This is a genomic window from Pseudoalteromonas sp. SR41-4 (genome assembly GCF_014163985.1).
Taxonomy (GTDB): domain Bacteria; phylum Pseudomonadota; class Gammaproteobacteria; order Enterobacterales; family Alteromonadaceae; genus Pseudoalteromonas; species Pseudoalteromonas rhizosphaerae.
This window is the reverse complement of sequence record NZ_JACJEI010000051.1, coordinates 1-17598: the sequence shown is the minus strand read 5'-3', so window position 1 is coordinate 17598 and position 17598 is coordinate 1. Positions and strand designations below refer to the sequence as shown.

Genomic DNA, 17598 nt, shown 5'->3' with positions numbered 1-17598 from the left:
TGTCAGGAACAATTTTGAACAGCGCAGCTGATTCACGAAAGGCAGGACGCCTGTAGTCATATCAGCAAGATAACCGACGAAATTACTTGCTTCATCCTATGTATTAACTCGCTCTAATTCGAGCTGAAGTAATTATGGCTTAAAAAGTTAGGCAAGAATCTGTGTGTTTAACTTGACAGTGGGAGTCATACCAACGCCGCCAGCAGCGGCCGAGTGAAACGAGGTCCAGCGACCGTAGGGAGCGATGCTGGCTGGCCTTGTTATGAGCTTTTGCTAGTGCCACAACAAATTATTCTTATAGTTCACAGGAGGTTTTCCATCAGTAGTTAACCCTAAGTAGTAATAAAAACTCACCATTTTACCGCCAATGTCGGCGGAACCAACAAAATACCAATGATCTGTATAAGACACTAAACCGAAGTGTGAGCTATGAGAAGCCTCTGAAACTTTAATTTCAGCCCCCTTTAGAAGGGACGCAACATCCATTCCGCGAGGACAGGATTTGAAACCATGGTTTTCATATAGCTCGTTAACGGGTAAGCCTTTCGTAAACATTGCATTATTATCAACAGTGCAAATGAAAGCGTTCTTTTCTAAATACTTTATGCCTATGTCACCTTCAAATTGAGAACTATCTGAAACATTTTTTATGGTTGTGCAACTAACCAACAGAATTATCAGGCTACAAATTAGTAAGTTATTCATATGGCTCATAACGCCGCCATAAATTGCGGCTTTGTAGTTGATTTTTTTTGTGGTAGCGTAGCGTTAAACCACCAAAAAAGCGACGGAAAAGACGTCAATTTGATGGCTTTGTTAAATGCGGACTCCCCACCCAACTAGGCTTATTAATATAGTGGTAGTGGAACAGCAAACCAGTAATACCACCGGCCAAATTCCAATATAGATTCTCTAGCGAGGTGGAAAACCCAAAGCAAAAGAATGTAACAGTAAGACCTAGCAAAAATGCCGTGTAATAGTTGGCAAGCTTATATTTAGTGAGTACAACGTAAATTGGCCCAGCAACAACTGTTGCTATAACGCATGAAAAAATAGCTGTAATAAAGTAAAACAGTATAGCTCCACCAATTGCGCCACCTATAAAATCCCACCCACCAGCCAAGAACGATGCAACCATACCAATAAAGACCACCACGCTACCCAAGAACGAGGAATAAATGGCGCTGGTAAAAATATTAGCGATGATTTTCTTCATAGGCATTTAACAACTTTGTCTACGACATTTGTCGTTTTATAAACCGACAAATGTCCATATATACATTGCATTTATCTTAGCCCTCAAATAAACACCTGTAAACAGCTAGTTAACTTCAGGCCATACTTCATAAATGCAGAAATACCCCAAAATGGTGGTGATCAGTAATATTGGACAAAACATCAGGAACTGTATAAATAAACAGTATCGCTAAATATGCCATTTTTTTGCTTATAAAACATTCAGCTCACTGGCTGGTAATTTAGCTCGGTGGTTTTAATTTTTGCTGCTGTTGATTATTATGAGCGCACACCCTGCCTTTTTAAATCCATTAAGGTTTTTTCAGTCATTTTATTAAGGATTATCTCATGTCTAGCTATAATGAATCTCCAGAGCAAATTGCACAGGCCACTGAAGGCTATGTGATGCAGCAAACTATGTTGCGTATTAAAGATCCAAAACCGTCGCTGGCATTTTATGAAAACGTATTGGGCATGAAACTATTAGGAAAGTATGACTTTCCTGGTATGGAGTTTACTTTGTACTTTTTAGGCTACGAACAAGACATGCCAAAGGGTGATGATAAAGAAAAAACCCAGTGGGTGTTTCGCCGCCCTGCACTCATTGAGCTTACCCATAACTGGGGCACTGAAAACGACGACAGCTTTAGCGGTTATCATAGTGGTAATGAAGAACCAAAAGGCTTTGGCCATATTGGTATTAGCGTACCCGATGTATACGCAGCCTGTGAGCGCTTTGCTAAGTACGATGTGGAGTTTGTAAAACAGCCAGATGGCGGCTCAATGAAAGGTCTCGCCTTTATTAAAGACCCAGACGGTTACTGGATTGAAATACTCTCGCCAGAGGGCATTACTGACATTATTCAATCGCAATAAAAAAACATTAAACATAAAAAAGCCTGCAAATGCAGGCTTTTTGTTTACAAGTACTGTGAAAAACTTGAATTTTTTTAACGACGTAGTGCGTCTATTCGTGCGTCAAGCGGTGGGTGAGATGAAAACAACTCAGCCATGCCTTTACCACTGGCAATACCAAAGGCCATCATTGAGCCTTCTAATTGCGATGGGTGGTTTTGCTTTAATCGCTCAAGGGCTGAACGCATTTTATCTGCGCCTACCAACTGAGCTGCGCCGTTATCGGCTGCAAATTCACGTTTTCGGCTGTAATGGGCAACCACTATGCTTGCCAATACACCAAATAATACTTGGAATAACATATCGAATAAGAAGTAAGTCCAGCTGCTGCCGCCCTCTTCTTCATCGCTATTGATAAAGTTATCTACAATGCCAGCCAGCACTTTCGCGGCAAAAATAACAAAAGTATTAACCACACCTTGAATAAGCGTTAGCGTTACCATGTCGCCATTAGCAACATGCGATACTTCGTGCGCCAGTACGGCTTCTGCTTGATCTTGGCTCATGTTATGTAATAAACCCGTACTTACCGCCACCAACGAATTATTTTTACTTGGGCCGGTTGCAAAGGCGTTCATTTCTGGGCTGTCGTAAATCGCCACTTCTGGCATGTTAATGCCGGCTTTTTTAGCTTGAGCAGCCACAGTGTTTACCAGCCATTGTTCGGTTTCGGTACGAGGTTGGGTGATCACTTGCGCACCGGTTGATTTTTTTGCGATCCATTTCGACATAAATAACGAAATAAACGATCCACCAAAACCAAATACAGTCGCAATTAGTAAAATTCCGCCAAGGCTACGATGGCTTAAGCCCAGCGCACTCATTATGATTGAAAGCACCACACCTAATACCAACATAACCGCGAGGTTAGTTAATAAAAACAAAAATACACGTTTCATACGAGTTCTCCAAAAATAACATTTATTGCTGAGCGATTTACTATGTTTGATCGGCTTTGAGCAATCACTGCGTTATGACACACTATGTCATAACGTCAGCGCTATTCTGTGACAAACTATGTCACAACACAAGGGTTATTTATGGATTTATTGATAATTTTTCAAGCAGGGTTTTATAAATTTGTAATTTAGGGGTTTGCTCTGTGTATGGGCTAATGGCAAGCAGTGGAAATGGTAAACGTGTTTTCAGTGAATCTAGGTTTGCTTGGTATTCATCCATAGTGGCATCAACTTGGTTAGCAATCCAGCCAATGCAATTAACCCCCATACTTTGCATATGTGCTGCCGTGAGTAATGCATGATTTATACAGCCTAGTTTCATCCCGACCACTAATATTACTGGCAGTTGCTCTGCTTTTACCCAGTCGTATAAATACTCGTTATTATTAATAGGTAAAGCCCAACCACCCGCGCCTTCTGTTAACAGGTAATCTGCGCCTTGTTGCTTAACATGTTGATAAGCCATGCTCAGCTTTTCTACTGTTATGTTTATACCCGCTTGCTCTGCAGCTATGTGGGGAGCTATTGGCGGCGCAAATGCAAATGGGTTAATTATGTCGTATTTAGCGCTGACTGTGGCACTTTCCATTAGCATTAGCGCATCGGCGTTTACGAGCTGCTCAAACGCCATTTCACACCCAGAGGCAATCGGCTTAAAACCTATTGCGCGCTTTTTATGTTGTGCGAGTAACTTTAGCAGCAAACTGGTTACATGAGTTTTACCGGCGTCGGTATCGGTACCGGTAATAAAAAACTGGTTCATGGCATCGCCTTATTATTTTTACTGGGCTTTTTCTAATGATAACAATACTACATGGTAAGATACATGGGCTTTATTGTTTACAAGCGGATAGGCATCACAGACTTTTTTTAGTGCTGATTTAGTTAATAAACCACGACGACTTGTTGCATGATTTTGTGTGGTGGCACCAATGGCTTTAATCGATTTTATAGCCGCTAATGCACTGCTGTGTTGATCGGTATAAATGACTTTTTTTGAGGCGTTGATCTTAAACCCTGACTTTTCGACCGATTGGTTTATATTATTATGGCTTGCAAACTGATTAATATGATTATGTGAATCAAGCGCTGCAAAGGCGGTTTTTATTTCGTTTAATGACCCTGCAACAACCGTACTAATATAGGCTTGCCCGCCTGGTTTTAATGCTTGGTAAAGCGAGTGCATTAAGATTTCAAAATTAGCAGACCACTGCAGCGCAAAATTACTAAATAGCACATCAATACTGTTAGCTTGCAGCGGTAAGTTATCCATATCGGCGCACAGTTTAGGGGTGTTTAAATTACTGCTTTTTAGCATGTTAAAACTTAAATCTATGGCAACAACTTGGCCAAATAATGCCTTTAAAGCCTGACTATTTACAAGCGGCCCTGCGCCTAGGTCAACACAGAGCTTTTTAGGGTTTGCACTAATAAGTTTAAATAAATCATTTGCCGCTTGTTTTTGCACATTGGCATGCTGGCTGTAACTATTTGCTGCTTTTGAAAAGTTATGCGCTGTGGTTTTTTTTAAAGCCTGAGTAGCTAAATACACTGTAGTGGGGCTAAGTGGCTTAGTTTTAATTGCCTGCGGGCTTATCATGAAATGACCTTTTGTAAACTACCAACGAGCTGTTTTATATCGTCATGGGTGTGGGCTGCACTTAAGGTAATACGCAAACGCGAGGTATTGTGTAAAACAGTTGGCGGGCGAATAGCCGTTAGCCAAATGCCCTGCTGCTTTAGTTGCTCACTGGCTTTTAACGTTTGCTCGGCGCAGCCTAAAACAATCGGTTGAATCGCGGTGTTTGATTCCATTAACGCAATGTGCTGCTCTTTTGCTAGGCGTTTAAACAGCGCAATATTAGCGTTTAATTTGGCTCGCCTGTCGTTGGCGTCTCTTATGCTTTTAATACGTGCCAAAGTATGAGCGGCAATAAACGGTGACATAGCGGTTGAGTAGGTATAATCACGATTAAACTGCAGCATGTAATCTATAAAATGCCGCGAACCTAATACGCACGCCCCGCTACTAGCAACCGCTTTACCAAAGGTGATCACTAAAATATCGGGCAAGGTGTCGGCTGCAATTAAGGCTTCACAACTGCCAAGCCCCGATTTTCCTAAAACACCAAAACCATGGGCGTCGTCTATCATTAACCAGGCGTTATGCTGCTTTGCTAAGGTAAATAGCGCTTTAATTGGCGCGGTATCACCATCCATGGAGAACACACCTTCAGATACGATGAGCTTATTGCGCGCTTTTGATTTTTCTAGCCGTGAGCGTAAATGGTTTATATCGTTATGGTTAAAGCGTATTAAAGCTGCGTTGGCGTGTAATGCGCCATCAATTAAACTAGCGTGATTGAGTTTATCTTGAAAAATAGCACTGTGTTGCGCTGTCGCTTTATCTTGAAACAAGGCTTTAATAACACTACTATTTGCACTAAAGCCCGAATTAAACAACATGCCTGCCTCATAACCCAAAGCACTACATAAAGCATGCTCAAGCGCTTGCTGTGGTTGTTGATAACCCGTCACTAGTGCTGAGCTGTGGCTACCTAATAATGGCGCGCTGGTTAACTCCACCGGCGAATCGCCAAACCCTAAGTAATCGTTACTCGCAAAGTTAAGGTAGGTTTTATCATTAACCGTAATAGTGCGCGCTGTTGCGCTTTGCACTACATAGCGTTTACGCAAGAGCTGTTGTGCTTTGCGTTCATCTAAATGGGTGTTTATAAATTCAAATGACATAAATGCTTTAACCTGCAACGCGATACTTCAAACCATACCATAGTACTAAGCGCTTTACGCTTCGTAAAACATCTCAGAGGTTGCTTTATCTGCGACCGCTGACGATAACGATGCAGCATAGGCCTCGTCTGAATAATCGTGGCGTGTTTCTGGGTTCATCCCGAGCTTTTTAATTAATTGCATGTCGGCATCGGCTTCTGGATTTTCTGTTGTTAATAGTTTATCGCCATAAAATATAGAGTTTGCACCGGCAAAAAAGCACATTGACTGCATTTGCTCGTTCATTGCAGTGCGCCCTGCCGATAAACGTACGTAGCTATGCGGCATCATAATACGTGCTGTGGCAATGGTACGAATAAACTCAAACTGATCTAAGTCATCAACATTTTCAAGCGGTGTCCCTTTTACCTTTACTAGCATATTAATTGGCACGCTTTCGGGCTGCTGGGGTAAATTAGCTAACTGCATTAATAAGCCATAGCGGTCGCTTGCTTGCTCACCCATACCGACAATACCGCCGGAGCAGACTTTCATACCAGCGTCTCGCACATTACCAATGGTGTCTAAACGATCTTGGAATGTCCGAGTTGATATAATTTGCTCATAGTATTCAGGTGAGGTGTCTAGGTTGTGGTTATAGTAATCAAGGCCAGCATCACGCAGTTCATGGGCTTTTTCGTTATTTAACATGCCTAAAGTCATACAGGTTTCAAGGCCAAGGGCTTTTACTTCTTTTACCATTTGCGAAATGTATGGCATGTCTCTGTCTTTTGGATCTGACCATGCAGCCCCCATACAAAAACGGGTGGCGCCTTTTTGTTTTGCTAACCGCGCTTGCTCTACCACTTTTTCTACTTCTATTAGGCGCTCGCGTTCTAAATCAGTTTTGTAATGCCCCGATTGCGGGCAATATTTACAGTCTTCTGGGCATGCACCGGTTTTAATAGATAACAACGTAGAAATTTGTACTTCGTTTGGATTAAAATTAGCGCGATGCACAGAGGCGGCTTTAAATAATAAATCGTTAAATGGCATTTCAAATAAGGCTTTCACCTCACTGTGGGTCCAATCGTGTCGAACTGTTGCAAGCTCCATAATACTCTCTTTTATTTTTTGCTCTTGGTGTTATTGGCTTAGAATACGTATTGCCGTACCATTGTCAACGAAGCCCACTTAGTTAAAGTTTACATATGAACAAAAAACAAACGATAGACATTGATTTTGATCGTCAGCACATTTGGCATCCATACACATCAATGATCCAGCCGTTGCCTGTATACCCTGTTAGCCACACTCGCGATAATCGAATTTTCCTTGCCACCGGCGAAGTGCTAATAGATGGTATGGCCTCTTGGTGGAGTGCTATTCATGGTTATGGTCATCCGGTATTGAAAAATGCAGTGGTTGAGCAAGTAGATAAAATGAGCCATGTAATGTTTGGTGGCATAACCCACCAGCCAGCAGTAGAGCTCTGTAAAAAGCTGGTTGCAATAACCCCGAGTAAGTTGCAAAAAGTATTTTTAGCCGACAGCGGCTCGGTAAGTGTTGAAGTGGCGATAAAAATGGCTTTGCAATATTGGCTTAGTCAAGGAGTAACCAGCAAACAAAAACTGATGACGCCTTATAAAGGCTATCATGGCGATACCTTCGCTGCGATGAGCGTATGTGATCCTATTAATTCTATGCACTCTTTATATCAAGGCTTTTTACCTGAGCATGTATTTGTGCCTGCACCAAAGACTCAGTTTGGACAACAGTTCGATAAACAAGAAGCACACCACCTTGCACAGTATTTCGAAGAACATCATCAGCATGTTGCAGCTTTTATCATCGAGCCAATTGTACAAAATGCAGGGGGAATGAACTTCTATCATCCTGAGTATTTAAGAACCGTGCGTGAACTATGCGATCGTTACGGTGTATTATTAATTTGTGATGAAATAGCCACAGGGTTTGGCCGCACAGGTAAGCTATTTGCCGTAGAACATGCTGATATTGAGCCAGATATTTTATGCATAGGTAAAGCACTCACAGGTGGCATGATGACGTTATCTGCAACATTAACCACAGATAAAATTGCCATTGGTATCAGCGAAGGTGAAGCTGGGGTATTAATGCATGGCCCAACATTTATGGGCAATCCATTGGCCTGCGCAGTGGCTTGTGCGAGTATTGATTTATTACTTGAGCAAGACTGGCAAGCACAAATAGCCCACCTAAACGATGCGCTGCAAGCATTACACCGTTGTAATGATCTTGAGCATGTTGTTGATGTAAGAACGTTAGGAGCAATTGGTGTGGTTGAACTCGATACTGTTATCGATGTAGCAAAGATACAAGCTTTCTTTGTTAGTAAAAATGTATGGATCCGCCCTTTTGGTAAGCTTATCTATTTAATGCCACCGTATATTAGTTGTTCAGGCGATATCACCACATTAGCTAACGCCATTTACGCCGCAATTGCCGGAAAACATTATTAGCATATCATCAAGACCCCAAATAATTACCCAACCTAATCGTAATTTGGGTAATTATTACCACTCAAACATATAAGCCATTTTGCTGATCATTTTCAGTGGAATGTTATGGCTATTACGTTTGGCGTACAGGTGTTGCATTGATTTGTCTTTTACTTCACCCACAATCACTTCTTTAACTTGGTAGCCTAGTGCAACAGCGGCTTGGCTATAAGCAATAAATTCCCATTTCTTGATGTTAGTATTATCAACAATAATAAGTGGGATTTCTTGCGCTAACGCATTTATAAAACGAGCTAAATTTAAATTGTGGTATTGCGACAGTTTGAACTTATCAAACTGATACTCCCCTTGCTCATTATAAAAATAATCATCGGTCGAACAAATTAAGTATTGGCTTTGATCGCCCGCTACCATTTCATCGGCTAGGTTTTGCGCATAATAAGACTTACCACACCCTGGTAAACCACGTAAAATAAAGACTTGTTTCATAATACCTATATGTTTAGCAAGTTAGTTTAAATATCGTAATTGCATATAATGCCACAAAACCCGTTTTTATCGCAGTGAAAATCGCCTTTAAATTTTGATCTAAGTTGTTTCTTATCACAAAAAATTAAAGTTCTAGGTTTTAAACGACAAAAAACCACAAAAATGCAAAAGAATAAGCAAAGAGTTACTTTTGAATGTTTTTTTATTTTACATTCAAAGGTAAGATACACCGTTCAAGTGCAATAGCGCACATATTAATGTAGGCAACTTATATCATTGGAGTGAAGATGAGCCACTTAGCGATTTCAGAGCTATTAAAAGGCAAGGTTGCGGCAGACAGCCAAGTAACAATTAAAGGCTGGATCCGTACACGCCGCGATTCAAAAGCAGGAATTTCATTTTTAGCCGTTCATGACGGTTCGTGTTTTGATCCTATTCAAGCGGTAGTACCTAATTCACTAAATAATTATGATGAAGTTACTAGCCTAACAGCCGGTTGCTCTGTGTCAGTTACTGGTGTTTTAGTACAATCAGCAGGCCAAGGTCAATCTTTCGAAATTCAAGCAAATAGCGTACAGGTACTTGGTTGGGTAGAAAACCCAGACTCATACCCAATGTCGGCAAAACGCCACAGCATTGAGTATTTACGTGAGCACGCTCACCTTCGCCCACGTACCAATATGATTGGTGCGGTAACACGTGTACGTAACTGTTTAGCGCAAGCTATTCACCGTTTCTACCATGAGCAAGGTTATTACTGGATCAGCACCCCTATCATCACCGCAAGTGACTGTGAAGGTGCAGGCGAAATGTTCCGCGTATCAACGCTTGATATGCAAAACTTGCCACGTACAGATAAAGGCGATGTTGATTACAGCGAAGACTTCTTCGGTAAAGAAGCATTCCTTACTGTATCAGGTCAGTTAAATGGTGAGACTTACGCCTCAGCGATGTCAAAAATTTATACTTTTGGCCCGACTTTCCGTGCAGAGAATTCAAATACTTCTCGCCACTTGGCAGAGTTTTGGATGGTCGAGCCAGAAGTTGCCTTTGCTGATCTTGAAGATATCGCCAAACTTGCTGAAAACATGCTTAAGTATGTGTTCAAAGCGGTGCTTGAAGAACGTCGTGATGATATGGAGTTTTTTGCTCAACGTGTTGAGAAAACTGCTATCACGCGCCTAGAAGAATTTGTTGAAAAAGATTTTGCACAAGTTGATTACACTGATGCAGTAGAAATTCTTAAAAGCTGTGGTAAGAAATTTGAATACGCCGTTGAATGGGGTGTTGACTTACAATCTGAGCACGAGCGTTACTTAGCAGAAGAGCACTTTAAAGCACCGGTAGTTATTAAAAACTACCCACGTGATATTAAAGCATTCTACATGCGCCAAAATGAAGACGGCAAAACCGTTGCTGCAATGGACGTTGTAGCACCAGGTATTGGCGAGATCATTGGTGGTTCACAACGTGAAGAACGTCTTGATGTACTTGATGCACGTTTAGAAGAAATGGGCTTAAACAAAGAAGACTACAGCTGGTATCGCGACCTACGTAAATACGGCACTGTACCACACTCAGGTTTTGGCCTAGGTTTTGAACGTTTAGTTGCCTATGTAACGGGTATGGGCAACGTACGTGACGTAATCGCCTTCCCTCGTACCAAAGGCAGTGCAACTTACTAAAATGAGTTGATGCTCATTACTGCAATAGATTACTGCAAAAGCCAACCTTAGGGTTGGCTTTTTTTTTGCTAAGTCAATCAGTCGACTTCCCTATTAGACCTTTTATTAATTGATTTTCTGTGCTTTATATTTAAGACTGAAAATTACAACTCAACAAAGGTCAATGGAATGAATTTAAAATCGCTATGCTATACACTCTTCGCTGTCAGTATTGGTTTTCTATATTACTTCGAGCAACTATCGATAGTCGCGGCGCTAATCATTGCAATTTTTACTGCTCTATTCGCTTTTACAGCCAAGTTAACTGACAAAAAACCAAACCCTGCGTCAGACATTAATAAACAGCCCCAACTCAGCAATGTTGCTCAAAACATCACAGTGGCAACCTCTCAAAATGCAATTGGTGCAGCAGAAGTCGGATTCTATGTAGATAGCCTAACTAAAGAAATTGATGGTTGTTACAGTGAAAGCGAATCGGTTAGCGCTGCAACACAGGCGTTATCCCATAACAGTAGTGAACTCACTAATAGTATCACCATCGTAAATGCAGCAATGTTGCAAACATCTCAGGCATCAACATCAGCAGAGCAACGCTTGCAAATAGCCACACAACAAATTGATTCGTTGTCTAACTCAATTACTAACGTCGCAAGTAAGTTAGATTTATTATTAAAAAGTGCAACTGATATTCAAAGCATTACCCAAGTTATTCAAACCATTGCTGAGCAAACTAATTTACTGGCATTAAATGCCGCCATAGAAGCAGCACGAGCGGGTGAACAAGGCAGAGGCTTTGCTGTAGTTGCCGATGAAGTACGTAATCTTGCCAATAAAACCAATCAAGCCACTAAACAAATTGCACAGATGCTAACTGAGATCAATACTAATAGCGTGCAAACAAATGATGATATGAAACAGGTTTCTTTACAAAGTGATGAAGTGAAAACCGAACTCGAAAATGTTACCCAAGCATTTTTAACGATAAATCATGATATTACAGACTCATCATCAACCTTAGAAAACATGCAGCAAGCAGTATCTGCTTTTCAACAAGCAACCACACAAATAAATACCTCTGTATCAAGTATCAGCCATTTGCTAGCTGAAATAGCAACCAAAGGTAACTCAATTTCATCACAAGCAGCTATGTTATCGATAGGATCTGAAACCATCTTTAGAGAGCTCAGTAAAGTTGAACACAATGCCTTTTTCAAGCCTATACTCAAGGCAGCAACAACGGCAAGCAATGCAATCGCGGTAAAATTTACTGAGTTGCTAGAAACGAAGCAATTAACTGAAAAGCAGTTGTTCTCACAAGAATATCAAGCAATTAAAAATACTAACCCGACAAAATATACAACACCATACGATACTTTAACCGATAAAATTTTACCGCCAATTCAAGAGCCTATCCTTGAAAATGACAAAATTCTTTTTGCTGGTGCCGTAGACAAAAAAGGTTACTTCCCTACCCACAATAAGCGCTACAGCCAGCCACTAACTGGCAATTACCAACAAGATTTAGTAAACAACCGCACTAAACGTATTTTCAACGATGCAACAGGCAGCCGCTGTGGCAGCCACACTGAGAGCTTTTTATTGCAAACCTATAAACGTGATACAGGTGAAATTTTACATGACCTATCAGTACCCATTTATGTAAATGGCAAACACTGGGGCGGTTTTAGAATTGGTTTTAAAAGTAGCTAAAAAGAAGCTGTAAGCCGTCAGCTGTAAGCGATAAGTATTAAAAACAGCGTTAAACGTATCATCGTAGGTTGTGGTTGAGAGCAACGAAACCCAACCTTAAAAATATTAAAGCTGAATAACAGCTTTGAGCAATTACCGGTCATTGAGATTGGCTAAATATAATAGTTAATTGATTGGTCAAACTGCTCTTTGTGTATATATTCATGATAATGAGCGACGCGCGCATATTGCTCTATTAAACTTCAGTTTAAAGCTTTAAAAAACTTAGTGGTAGTAATGCTTTAGGTTATTTGTTAAAACTATATTAAGTAGATAAATGAGCGTTCAGTCGGCAAAAGGCAAGGATTCGGGATTTGATGAATGAGAGAGAATTGAGCTACATATACAGTTTCAAGTGTAAAGACGATCTTGAACACTTCGAAAAGTTGCCAGAAACGATGCAGGCTGATATAGAAAAATACATTGTTAAAGTCATCACCGATTCTTTCGTTAAACCCGCCGATGAGGACTACGTAACTGCTCGATTTTTAGCGCAAAAAGGTATGTATCGTGCGTTCTTCTGGGCTGCGTCTCAAGCGCTCGAAAAATACTTAAAGGCTTTTCTCCTTATGAGGGGAATCGCTGTTAATGAAAAGCGGTTCCGTGGCCATCCCATTGTTGCCCTGCACCAAGAAGCCTGCTCAGTAGATAAGCAACTCTCAAGCGTTAAAACGAAACCTAATGAAGCAGTCAAGATTCATTCAGCTGTTTCTGAGTCAGTTGATATTTTCTCAGTATCAGATTTCATCAGTAATATTGAAGCTTATGGATATCCTGATAATCGTTATAACTCTTTCGGCGTCAATTTTAATTCTGGCTACTTGTTTGCGCTAGACAGCTATGTTTTCGGATTAAGGCAGTTGATTGGTGTGCCTTCGATACAAGAAAGCCTCAGAAAGATGGATCAAAGCCTTATTGAGGCATTTTACGAATACAACCCATGGTTTGAATCGACGAACATAGATTTCGTAGAAATCCCCAATGAAAATTTCATTATAAGTACCTCTATGGCAGTTACGACCTTGGATTTCCTCATTGGGACACATGCTCCACTTGGGTCAAGATTCGTGCTTCAATGGCTTGGGAAAAAAATGAAATTACCTACGAAGGTGAGTCAGCATTTGAAGAAAGCTTAATAGGCTAGATGCGAGAAACGCCTAATCGGATAGCCGGAGGCCTCCAGCCCCTACACCACCCACCATGCGCTTTTCAATGGGCGGTTCATCTCCCGTAATGAATATTGATCCAAATATCTCTCAATGACACTAAACCTTGTAAAGTTAAGTAGTTATTGCCTAGCGCAATGTTAATTCCTTTTTTTGAGCTTCGACAAGGGCTTTCGCTTCCAAGCGCCTACTTTTGGTACTGGTGATACCACATGCTATGGCGAGTCGCTCACTAACACCCAATTTCATTAAACTGCGTACTTTGGGGCTATTCCTTTGGAAAGAGCGCCATTGCCGCCAGTAGCACATTATTACCCTACAGCGGCCGTTAGATCACATGACTTCGCTATTTTGTATTAGCTCGTCTTCCGCCTATGCCTCATATGATGTTTTTTGTTCATCAGCTCGCACTTACTTTTATAAAGAATGCTAGCGGCTTCCTTCAGACTATCTCTCGCGATTTAGCCCTTGCCATTCGCGAGTGTCTATCGTTTAATAACAGTGTGCTATTTAAACGGTGATCTTCCTACAGAGGACTTTCACCTCATAAGTCAATGCCCATGCCGGGCGTACTGGAACTTAAACAGTTGGTTAGGTTCCGCTTGATGCGGCGATACGTAAATATGGAGTACGTGTGAAACATCTACTATTTTTATCTTTATCACTAATCTTAGCTGGTTGCGGAGTTACAGGTACAGCAAGTAAAACTGAGTTTCCATTGTTAACAAACGCTCCAGTATTTAGTGCTAACGTCAATTCAGTTTCAATCATAACAGATGAAAATACAGCTGATAACGAATCATATGGGGCTTTTAATTGGGGAAGTTTTGATACAGCTGACAAAAATACAATTCAGCAATCAATCTTAAATACTCTAAACCAAAATACTTCAAACGTATTAACAAAAGCTAAAGTGCACGCCAAAATTCACCGTTATTCGCAAGTTATTACAAATGCCAGTTATGCAAGCTTTGTTATTGTTGATTGGTGTTTAGAAGTAAACGGTGAAATTATTCGCGACGAAGTATTTTATGCTGGCCACAGCGATGAACTTAATATATTTACTGGAAAAACGTTAGGCTGGGCAAAAGGTCAAACCCACAAAGCAATTTCAAGTCGTATCATCAACCAGTCTATACAATCTTTATCTGATCCGTCTCTTAAAAGCGCTTACCCCGAAAATAATGTATTTTTAAATGCTAAAGATGCAGTGGCTGCTTTACCCACACAGCTTACTTCGGTTGTTGGTGCAGGTTTCTCAGGTGGTATGTATTATTATGTTGGTCCGACTACTGGTAATACTAACTTCAATCAAAAATCAGTTTACCAAAAAGTTAATTGGCAGCAAGAAATTCAGTAAGCGCAGCTTGCGTATAATCGGGTAGCCGGAGGTATATAACCTCCAGACCCCACACCACCCATCATGAGTTTTTCATTAGCAGGAAGTGCAATGGGCGGTTCATCTCCCGTAATGAATATTGATCCAAATACCTCTCAATGACACTAAACCTTGTGAATCTAAGTCATTGCCTAGCGCAATGTTAATTCCTTTTGTTTTTGGGCTTCTACAAGGTCCTTCGCTTCCAAGCGCCTACTTTTGGTTCTGGTGATACCACAGGCTATGGCGAGCCGTTCGCTGACACCCAGTTTCATTAAACTGCGTACTTTAGTGCGTGCTATTTTTTATAAAGAGCGCCACTGCCGCCAGTAGCACATTCTTATCCTACGGCGGATCCAGTGATCTAAATCCACCGTTAGCTAATTAAAATAAAGGTCAAAATAGACAGTCCAATGGCGCGACGACAGGTTTTTCTTGAAGGAATGGCAAACAACGTGGTTTTATAGAGCCGCTTTACTGAGGTGAAAAGCGAAATTTTACGGTCAACAAAGGCATGAAAAAACTGATCTTACGGGTTCAAACGAAAGTAAACTCCCAATACAACTGTATTGCTTAGTTCATAATATAGAAAAGCTGCAAACAGGCTGCATTAAAACCACTTAAGCCGTAATATAGCCAGTAAACCAACTGTAATACCTTGCAAAATGCCAATTAAAGCAACAGCAAATCCTTTTTTATATTTTATGTGAAAGTCAGTTGTCGATTGAATCAAAATAGGAACTCGGCTATGGTTAATGCATCAATAAAAATAAATTAAAAACGAGTTATTCTACAAGCTCGTTAGGTGAAAAAGGAAGTTCAGTGTCTGCCAAAAAAGTAATGTTCGCTTTAGATATCGAAAACGGTTGGCCACCAGTAAGTGCTGAAGGTGCTTGGTGCGAGCGAGTTAATGGTAACTATAAGTTAGTTAATGCCCCTTTCTTTGTTCCTGATTTGGCTTATGGCGATATTTTTTCTGCTACTCCTGATGAAGTAAATGAGCATATATTTGAATTTAAAGTTGTAAAAAAGTCAGGTCATTCTGTTATCTGGGTTATGAATAATGATGGTATAGATACCACTTTTTTCATAGATATGCTTAAACGACTAGGTTGTAAAGTTGAGACTCTCAACCAGTTTTCTTTAATGTCAGTCGATGTACCGCCAGGACTAGATCTTGATGCACTAGATCCACTATTAGATTTACATGAAGAACAAGGCTTAGAATATGCTTTTCCAGTCTGGAGGCACGGTGATTAATTTAACCTAATCGGGTAGACGTAGGTCTATAACCTCCAGCCCCCACACCACCCATCATGCACTTTTTATTAAAATGAAGTGCAATGGGCGGGTCATCTCCCGTAATGAATATTGATCCAAATATCTCTCAGTGACACTAAACCTTGTGAATCTAAGTCATTGCCTAGCGCAATGTTAATTCCTTTTGTTTTCGAGCTTCAACGGTAAGCATATGGCTAACAACACCTAGTTTACTCAATGTTCCAGGGTAACAGCGGCTCAAGGTTATTAGGCTGCTCAGTAAGGTGCCCAAGCAAGTAGAAATATAGTGCTAAAAACTGGACTAACATTGGCACTAAACAATGACTGAGGCGAAAGCAAAAAACCTTAATTAACCATAAATAATGCTTAATGTAGTTATGATAAATTGTTTAAAAAATCAATAACGTCCTCTTGTAAGTCACAATACTCATCATCATTCAAATGCAGTACATCTAAGACTTTTGATTCTATAATACCCCATTGTGGTATAGGCGAGCCTCGTCTGACCATAGTCACTAAGTTTTCAGACATTTTCAAAATAGCAAAGCAGATTTGCTCATCTGTATCTGTCACCTCAGCAAGAATAGCTGCATTGTGGTGGTTGAGGATTAACTGACATATCTCTTTTGGTAAATGCCAACTATTAGCAAAATAATAGCCAACAACTGCATGGTTTGTTTTATATAAACGCTCTTCAATCTCAATAATAGTTTCTTTGTCTGTTTGATTAGCGCAGTGCAAAGCGGTTAAATAATTATCATATTTTATTGCCATAGGAGGCACACCACAATCATGAAAAAGCCCAAGCGTATACAAGGGCTCTATGGCTATCTGTTTTTTAAGACGCTGACCTATCATCATGTTTACATTAGCAATCTCTGTTGAAGTATCCCAAAATCTTTCTAAGCTAATACAGCTGTTATCGGTTGCAAACATTTCTTTTAATTTCAAGCCCTGTGCAAGCACATTAACTCCGTCCCAACCAAGAAACATCACGGCTTGTTTTATATCAGACACAGTACGAGATAAGCCATAAGCAGGAGAATTTATTATTTTTAGTATTGCTGATGAAATAGCTAAGTCTTTTACCACTACCTTAGCAGCATCAGCAATAGGCGCATCGCCAGTTGCTATTAAATTTTGTAACTCAGTTAATATTTCAGGTTTAGGAGGAATAATAAAATTTCTATTTATATCTTTCAGTATCTGTTCGTTTATCTCAATCATGTATGTTTGATCCCTGAAGGTGCTTATCATTATAAGAACAAATAGATAATTAATAGTAGAAGTTCATCGCAACTATGACAACTAAAATAGGAAGCGCTAAATGAATTGCAGCCCAATTCGTTAAGCTATTACTGATAAATAAAAACTGTATATACATGGCTGTGTTGTAGTTGAGTGTGGGTATAAAAAATTCATATCATAATGCCTCTTTTATCCATGTTTGATCTGAATACTCAGTGTTATCTTCCATAAACCTAAACCAGCTTAAATAATTCTCAATGT

Annotated in this window: 16 protein-coding genes and 1 pseudogene; 7 read left to right on the top strand and 10 right to left on the bottom strand. The window is 40.3% G+C overall.

Annotation, left to right across the window (positions count from 1 at the left end):
* Positions 1 to 273: 273 nt before the first annotated feature.
* Both H5180_RS22605 and H5180_RS22600 read right to left on the bottom strand, forming a co-directional pair.
* The gene (locus H5180_RS22605; RefSeq protein WP_182759180.1) at positions 274 to 714 is read right to left on the bottom strand and encodes a hypothetical protein; all 441 of its coding nucleotides are present in this window, start codon (positions 712 to 714) and stop codon (positions 274 to 276) included.
* 85 nt (positions 715 to 799) lie between these two features.
* The gene (locus H5180_RS22600) at positions 800 to 1216 is read right to left on the bottom strand and encodes a hypothetical protein (protein ID WP_145233313.1); all 417 of its coding nucleotides are present in this window, start codon (positions 1214 to 1216) and stop codon (positions 800 to 802) included.
* 368 nt (positions 1217 to 1584) lie between these two features.
* Between H5180_RS22600 and gloA the strand changes: the two genes are divergently transcribed.
* On the top strand, positions 1585 to 2112 hold the full coding sequence (gene gloA, locus H5180_RS22595) for a lactoylglutathione lyase (RefSeq protein WP_076918687.1): 528 nt from the start codon (positions 1585 to 1587) through the stop codon (positions 2110 to 2112).
* A 74-nt stretch (positions 2113 to 2186) separates the two neighbouring features.
* Here the strand turns inward: gloA and htpX are convergent, their stop codons facing one another.
* The 5 genes from htpX to bioB form a co-directional block, all read right to left on the bottom strand.
* Positions 2187 to 3050, bottom strand: coding sequence for a protease HtpX (gene htpX / locus H5180_RS22590; protein ID WP_064666216.1), 864 nt, complete (start codon positions 3048 to 3050; stop codon positions 2187 to 2189).
* Positions 3051 to 3189: 139 nt separating this feature from the next.
* Positions 3190 to 3873, bottom strand: a complete 684-nt coding sequence (gene bioD, locus H5180_RS22585; protein WP_064666215.1) for a dethiobiotin synthase — start codon at positions 3871 to 3873, stop codon at positions 3190 to 3192.
* An 18-nt stretch (positions 3874 to 3891) separates the two neighbouring features.
* Positions 3892 to 4710, bottom strand: a complete 819-nt coding sequence (locus H5180_RS22580; protein WP_182759179.1) for a methyltransferase domain-containing protein — start codon at positions 4708 to 4710, stop codon at positions 3892 to 3894.
* Entirely contained in the window at positions 4707 to 5861 is a 1155-nt protein-coding gene (locus H5180_RS22575; RefSeq protein WP_182759178.1) for an 8-amino-7-oxononanoate synthase, read from the bottom strand. Before H5180_RS22575 ends, H5180_RS22580 begins: the two co-directional genes overlap by 4 nt.
* Positions 5862 to 5915: 54 nt before the next feature.
* Positions 5916 to 6956, bottom strand: a complete 1041-nt coding sequence (bioB, locus tag H5180_RS22570) for a biotin synthase BioB (protein WP_182759177.1) — start codon at positions 6954 to 6956, stop codon at positions 5916 to 5918.
* A 95-nt stretch (positions 6957 to 7051) separates the two neighbouring features.
* Here bioB and bioA point away from each other — a divergent pair, with 95 nt between their 5' ends.
* Complete coding sequence (bioA, locus tag H5180_RS22565) at positions 7052 to 8341, top strand: adenosylmethionine--8-amino-7-oxononanoate transaminase (protein ID WP_182759176.1); 1290 nt, start codon at positions 7052 to 7054, stop codon at positions 8339 to 8341.
* 54 nt (positions 8342 to 8395) lie between these two features.
* Here the strand turns inward: bioA and H5180_RS22560 are convergent, their stop codons facing one another.
* The gene (locus H5180_RS22560; protein ID WP_145233300.1) at positions 8396 to 8830 is read right to left on the bottom strand and encodes an AAA family ATPase; all 435 of its coding nucleotides are present in this window, start codon (positions 8828 to 8830) and stop codon (positions 8396 to 8398) included.
* Positions 8831 to 9117: 287 nt separating this feature from the next.
* On the opposite strand from H5180_RS22560, the gene asnS reads away from it, so the two are divergent.
* The 4 genes from asnS (at position 9118) to H5180_RS22540 (ending at position 14790) form a co-directional block, all read left to right on the top strand.
* On the top strand, positions 9118 to 10515 hold the full coding sequence (gene asnS, locus H5180_RS22555) for an asparagine--tRNA ligase (RefSeq protein WP_182759175.1): 1398 nt from the start codon (positions 9118 to 9120) through the stop codon (positions 10513 to 10515).
* A 168-nt stretch (positions 10516 to 10683) separates the two neighbouring features.
* Entirely contained in the window at positions 10684 to 12225 is a 1542-nt protein-coding gene (locus H5180_RS22550; protein WP_182759174.1) for a methyl-accepting chemotaxis protein, read from the top strand.
* A gap of 356 nt (positions 12226 to 12581) precedes the next feature.
* Positions 12582 to 13400 carry a HEPN domain-containing protein gene (locus H5180_RS22545; RefSeq protein ID WP_182759173.1) on the top strand — a complete coding sequence of 273 codons (819 nt, stop codon included), beginning with the start codon at positions 12582 to 12584 and terminating at the stop codon, positions 13398 to 13400.
* Between the two features lie 664 nt (positions 13401 to 14064).
* Entirely contained in the window at positions 14065 to 14790 is a 726-nt protein-coding gene (locus tag H5180_RS22540; protein WP_182740119.1) for a hypothetical protein, read from the top strand.
* Positions 14791 to 14889: 99 nt separating this feature from the next.
* On the opposite strand, the pseudogene H5180_RS23705 reads toward H5180_RS22540, so the two are convergent.
* A pseudogene (locus tag H5180_RS23705) lies at positions 14890 to 15182 on the bottom strand (hypothetical protein); the annotation flags it as partial.
* Positions 15183 to 15630: 448 nt separating this feature from the next.
* Between H5180_RS23705 and H5180_RS22535 the strand changes: the two are divergent.
* Positions 15631 to 16068 (top strand): DUF4265 domain-containing protein, encoded by a 438-nt coding sequence (locus H5180_RS22535; RefSeq protein ID WP_182718992.1) that lies wholly within the window; start codon positions 15631 to 15633, stop codon positions 16066 to 16068.
* Between the two features lie 396 nt (positions 16069 to 16464).
* On the opposite strand, the gene H5180_RS22530 is transcribed toward H5180_RS22535, so the two are convergent.
* Positions 16465 to 17316 (bottom strand): HDOD domain-containing protein, encoded by an 852-nt coding sequence (locus tag H5180_RS22530; protein WP_182759172.1) that lies wholly within the window; start codon positions 17314 to 17316, stop codon positions 16465 to 16467.
* Between the last annotated feature and the right edge of the window lie 282 nt (positions 17317 to 17598).